The organism is Shigella sp. FC1967, from assembly GCF_001743005.1.
GTDB lineage: Bacteria > Pseudomonadota > Gammaproteobacteria > Enterobacterales > Enterobacteriaceae > Proteus.
The window spans coordinates 1-6057 of sequence record NZ_MIIZ01000631.1 but is presented as its reverse complement, the minus strand read 5'-3'; the positions used below and the strand labels follow the sequence as shown (position 1 = coordinate 6057).

The 6057-nt window shown below is 38.9% G+C and carries 2 protein-coding genes; both read left to right on the top strand.

Annotated features, from left to right (window positions below; genetic code table 11):
• A partial coding sequence (locus BHE89_RS07985; protein ID WP_141008277.1) for an RHS repeat domain-containing protein occupies positions 1 to 2749 on the top strand: 2749 nt, incomplete at its 5' end.
• Positions 2750 to 2952: 203 nt separating this feature from the next.
• Positions 2953 to 5874: a cytotoxic necrotizing factor Rho-activating domain-containing protein gene (locus BHE89_RS07980; protein ID WP_069369798.1), complete on the top strand. Its 2922-nt coding sequence runs from the start codon at positions 2953 to 2955 to the stop codon at positions 5872 to 5874.
• The last annotated feature ends 183 nt before the right edge of the window (positions 5875 to 6057 follow it).

Below are 6057 nucleotides of genomic sequence, written 5' to 3'. Positions count from 1 at the left end.
TCACTATCATGCTCGCGGTTATTTAGAACGCAGTATTGATGCCAGACTGTATGAAGCACAACAAGCAGACTCAACTATTCAACCGAATATTCAACAAACAGTGAGTTTAGGGGGCGCGTTATCACTTTCACAAGGTGTTGATAATGGGAATTCTTTTAATATCAATGATATTGAAGGAACTATCGCACAGCAGATTAATGGAAAAGGAACAGTGACAACTTATGAATACAGTGATCAACGGTTTGAGCGTTATTTAGAACAAGTCAAAGAAGGAAAACTGGGTGAAAGCCATATTATCATGGTACAAAAATTGAAGTGGGCTCAAGGATGGGATGAATGCATTGCTAATAATCAAGTTGGTAAATGTATTGAACATTATGATATCGCAGGAAAGAAAACGATCGATAGCTTTTCATTATTAGGCGCCGTGTTATCTGAAACACAACAATTACATTATGGTAGTGTTATTGACTGGAATTCGAGTAGTGAAGTCAATGATATTCAACAAGCTGAAAAATTTACCACTCAATATCTTTACGACGCTACGGGTGCCGTACTAACAGAAACTGATTGTGCAGGCCATCAACGCCGTCTTGCTTATGATATTGCCGGTTTTGTTAAGCAGTCTTGGCTAACCTTAAAAGGCCAATCAGAGCGAGTGATTTTACGTTCTTTAACCTACTCAGCTGCGGGGCAAAAACTGCGTGAAGAACAGGGTAATGGATTAGTCACCACTTATGAATATGAGCCTGAAACGCAACGTTTGTTGCATGTTCAAACACAGCGTCCCCAAGGTCATGCATTAGGGGCGAAAATCATGCAAGATCTGCGTTATGAGTACGATCCTGTGGGCAATATTATCTGTTTGAAAAATGATGCAGAAGCGACTCGCTATTGGCGTAATCAGAAAGTGGTGCCTGAAAATCGTTATATCTATGACTCACTGTATCAATTAATCAGCGCCTCAGGCCGTGAATCTGCCAATCAAGCAACGCCCGCGTCAATACAATCTCAGCCTGTGACAATGTTAGTGAAAGATACACAAAGCTATACTAATTACACGCGGTTATACACTTATGATAGAGGCGGAAATTTAACACAAATTCGCCATAATTCACCGATTGCACAACAAAGTTTTACTCAAGATATCGTTGTTTCAAATAAAACCAATCGGGCTTTATTAAAATCCCAATGTGCAGAACCCCAACAAGTGGATCGCTATTTTGATGAGAGTGGTAATTTAACCCAGCTTCTCAATGGTGATGCCATTATTTGGGATAAACGCAATCATTTAAAAGCCACAAAAGAGATAATGGAAAGTGGGTATTTAACTGAGGGTGAAACTTATCAATATAACAGTGCGAGCCAACGTGTGACGAAAATGCGAGGTCGTAAGGTTGCTCGTGGCGGATTAGAAAAAGTCACGACGCTCTATTTACCGAATATTGAACAATGGGAGGTGAGCGCAAGTGCTATTACAGAGAAATATGCCGTTGTACAAATTCAAGCAGGTACGAGTGCCAAAGTCAGGGCGTTGTGTTGGGAAATTGGCTCACCAAAAGGGATTGAAAATAATTCACTGCGTTATAGCTATGATAATGGTGTTGGCAACAGTGGATTAGAAACGGATGGTCAAGGGCAATTAGTTAGCTATGAAGAGTATTACCCTTATGGGGGAACGGCAATTTGGTCTAGCGAAAATGCGGTAGAAGCAGATTACAAAACCATTCGTTATTCAGGGAAAGAAAAAGATGCAACAGGGATGTATTATTACGGTTATCGCTATTATCAACCGTGGATTGGTCGTTGGTTAAGTGCCGACCCCGCAGGTACGATTGATGGACTAAATTTATATCGTATGGTGCGTAATAATCCCGTAACGTTACATGATCCTGATGGCCGAGCGCCCACGCCTTCAACCGCATCGACTTCTGCAACAACAAGTGAGCATTTTATCAATCGATTACCGACGTCATTTCATGAAATAAAAACCAATGATTGGGGGGAATCGATTATTAAACAGGCTGAGACTTGGAATCAAGAAGATTCACTCGACTTTAAAAGAGAGACTCATTATGCCGTTAGTGAGTTAGGTAAGCATTTTACACTCTATTCAACCCCAGATTCTCCATCAAAAAAACTTATTGTCTTTGCCCATGGTGGTTTTAACGCAAACAGTGGAGTTGTTCCAATACCCAATGGAATGACATTAGAATTTTTAAATCCACACAGGACTAAATTAATGGATCCTGGGCTTGAAAACATCGCAATGGATAAGAGTCTTACGTTATTTTCTATTTCAAATCATCATCTGGAGTTACATAATCAAGTCGCGATTGACGAAATGGAATTATTGGGAATAAGGGCAGTGACAGGTGATTCTCATGATACGAATTGGAAAGCAACAAGAAACGATAAGAAAAGGCGATTTAGTATTACAAATTATGACATAGCCGAGATTGGGGAAGATATACTAGATGAAATAAGTAATGCATTGGCTGTCAATCAAGCGATTATACAAACCAATCAAAAACAAACAGTAAAAACGGATATTGTTACTGTGAAAAGCTCGACCAGGATTGATGGCAAACCGGGTTCTTCAGCGACGACAATAGGAAAGCTTTTCCGCGAGTTAAAAGCCAACAATATTAAATATGACAATATTGTCTGTTCATTTTGTCGTGGCGAATCAGGCAACGCAAAGACTGTATATGATCCGATAACAGCTAGCCTGCATCCATTAAAATAATATTATTATCAATCTATTAATGATGATGTTTTGATTTAATAATGCTTATAGGCTAAGAATTAAGTGCAATTAAATTAATCACGAGGTACTTAGCCTAGAAATAAATTAATAATCTATCTTCATGAAAAAATATATTTAACCGCCATTAATCATTAACGAAATAATTATTGTCGATAAAAAGAAAATTGAAAGGAATTAAAAAGATGTTAAATAAACAATTACACACAAGAACACCAACGGTGGTAGTTCTTGATAATCGGGGATCAACAATCCGTGAAATTAATTATTGCCGTCATCCTGATACGGTTAATCAAACCGATGAACGCATTACGCGCCATCACTATCATGCTCGCGGTTATTTAGAACGCAGTATTGATGCCAGACTGTATGAAGCACAACAAGCAGACTCAACTATTCAACCGAATATTCAACAAACCGTGAGTTTAGGGGGCGCGTTATCACTTTCACAAGGTGTTGATAATGGCAATAGTTTTAATATCAATGATATTGAAGGAACTATCGCACAGCAGATTAATGGAAAAGGAACGGTGACAACTTATGAATACAGTAATCAATGGTTTGAGCGTTATTTAGAACAAGTCAAAGAAGAAAAACTGGGTGAAAGCAGAATTGTCGTGGTGCAAAAACTTAAATGGGGACAAGGAAACGAGAGTGAGTTAATCGATACCAATCAAGTGGGAAAATGTATTGAACACTTTGATACTGCGGGTAAAAAAATGTATAGCCATTATTCGTTACAAGGTGCGGTAATATCAGAAACACAACAATTACATTATGGTAGTGTTATTGACTGGAATTCGAGTAGTGAAGTAAATGATATTCAACAAGCTGAAAAATTTACCACTCAATATCTTTACGACGCCACGGGTGCTGTACTAACAGAAACTGATTGTGCAGGCCATCAACGTCGTATGACTTATGATATTGCCGGTTTTGTAAAACAGACTTGGCTTACATTAAAAGGGCAGTCAGAACAGATTATTTTGAAAGCATTATCCTATTCAGCTGCGGGGCAAAAACTGCGTGAAGAACAGGGTAATGGATTAGTCATCACTTATGAATATGAGCCTGAAACGCAACGTTTGTTGCATGTTAAAACACAGCGTCCCCAAGGTCATGCATTAGGGGCGAAAATCATGCAAGATTTGCGTTATGAGTACGATCCTGTCGGTAATATTATTTGTTTGAAAAATGATGCTGAAGCGACTCGTTACTGGCGTAATCAGAAAGTGGTGCCTGAAAATCGTTATATCTATGACTCACTGTATCAATTAATCAGCGCCTCAGGCCGTGAATCTGCCAATCAAGCAACGCCCGCGTCAATACAATCTCAGCCTGTGACAATGTTAGTGAAAGATACACAAAGCTATACTAATTACACGCGGTTATACGCTTATGATAGAGGCGGAAATTTAACGCAAATTCGCCATAATTCACCGATTGCGCAACAAAGTTTTACTCAAGATATCGTTGTTTCAAATAAAACCAATCGGGCTTTATTAAAGTCCCAATGTGCAGATCCCCAAAAAGTGGATCGCTATTTTGATGAGAGTGGTAATTTAACCCAGCTTCTCAATGGTGACGCCATTATTTGGGATAAACGCAATCATTTAAAAGCCACAAATCAGGTAATAGAGAGTGGTTTTTTATATGAAGGTGAAACTTACCAATACAATAATACTGGGCAACGTGTGACGAAAATGCGGGGGCGTAAGGTTGCTCGTGGCGGATTAGAAAAAGTCACGACGCATTATTTACCGAATATTGAACAATGGGAGGTGAGCGCAAGTGCTATTACAGAGAAATATGCCGTTGTACAAATTCAAGCAGGTACGAGTGCCAAAGTCAGAGCATTGTGTTGGGAAATAGGTTCACCAAAAGGGATTGAAAATAATTCACTGCGTTATAGCTATGATAATGGTGTTGGCAACAGTGGATTAGAAACGGATGGTCAAGGGCAATTAGTTAGCTATGAAGAGTATTACCCTTATGGGGGAACGGCAATTTGGTCTAGCGAAAATGCGGTAGAAGCAGATTACAAAACCATTCGTTATTCAGGGAAAGAAAAAGATGCTACGGGCATGTATTACTACGGTTATCGTTATTATCAACCGTGGGTGGGGCGTTGGTTAAGTGCCGACCCCGCAGGTACGATTGATGGACTAAATTTATATCGTATGGTGCGTAATAATCCCGTGACATTGCATGATCCGGATGGACGAATGCCTAATAGCAGTTTCTCTCTTCTTTTCGCATCAGATGATATGAAGCTACAAAAGGGATCTATTACTCCTCTACGAAATCGTGGATTATTTGTGGGGAGTAATAGAGAGAGTTCTGAGACGACATTGCCATTCGCCATCAGTCGGTTTGATTCAGTTGATAATAATCCCGTGTTAAGAGAGTATCGTCCGGAATTATTGAAACGAGGCGGTGATTTATACCAATCAGTTCATATATTCAAAGGATCTCAGGTTTCTTCCAGTGAGTCTGGCTCTGGAACAATAGGAACTTATTGGGGGCACAAAATACTTTCTGATAATCTTACCGCTATTCAAGTTATGAGTGGTAGATCAGGTAGTGTGGGCATCAGCATCCGGTTGGATGATATTAAGGAGAAAAACCCCATTGTCATTACGTCAGGAGCTTTAAGTGGCTGTACGATGCAATACGCTGTAGATAAGGAAAAACTTTATGCAGTTCATACCGGACAAAAACCCGGAGACGATAACTGGAAAACGGGTATTCAGGGGGTGAACACAATACAACACAGCTTTAGAGCCCTGTCGGGTAAGAATTTATCGGTATCAGGAAATCATAATAATGACTTGATTGGTACATTAAGTGAGTTTGAAAGTTCGGCAATAACTTATCTTGGGAAACAAGGTACGAGGATAGATCAAGTTCAAGAAAATATCGCTGTATTTGATTATAATAATCAACATAAAGTTTCTCGTTTCGAGCCCAGAGCTGGCTATAGTTACGCTTTATTGGCTCGAGATGCTGGGAAAATCAATGTAAAAGTATTATCGGAAGATGTAATTATCAACCAGAATACCAACAAAATTACTGTTCTTGACTCAATGAAAGTTCGTTTACACTAACTCATCGTTGTTACAAGAGAACATCGTTCACGATTGTTGATTGATAGAATGTAATCTCGTTAAAATATATATCTAAAACATACAACCCAGTGAGGCAGTTTTCTTGCCTCATTTGGGTTGTTATTATCTTATCTTGATAATTTGAATGCTTTTAATAATTTATAAAATAAAGTATTAAAAAAT

Coding starts and splice junctions, on each gene's coding strand:
- BHE89_RS07980 (WP_069369798.1), top strand. CDS start 2,953: ATGTTAAATAAACAATTACACACAAGAACACCAACGGTGGTAGTTCTT.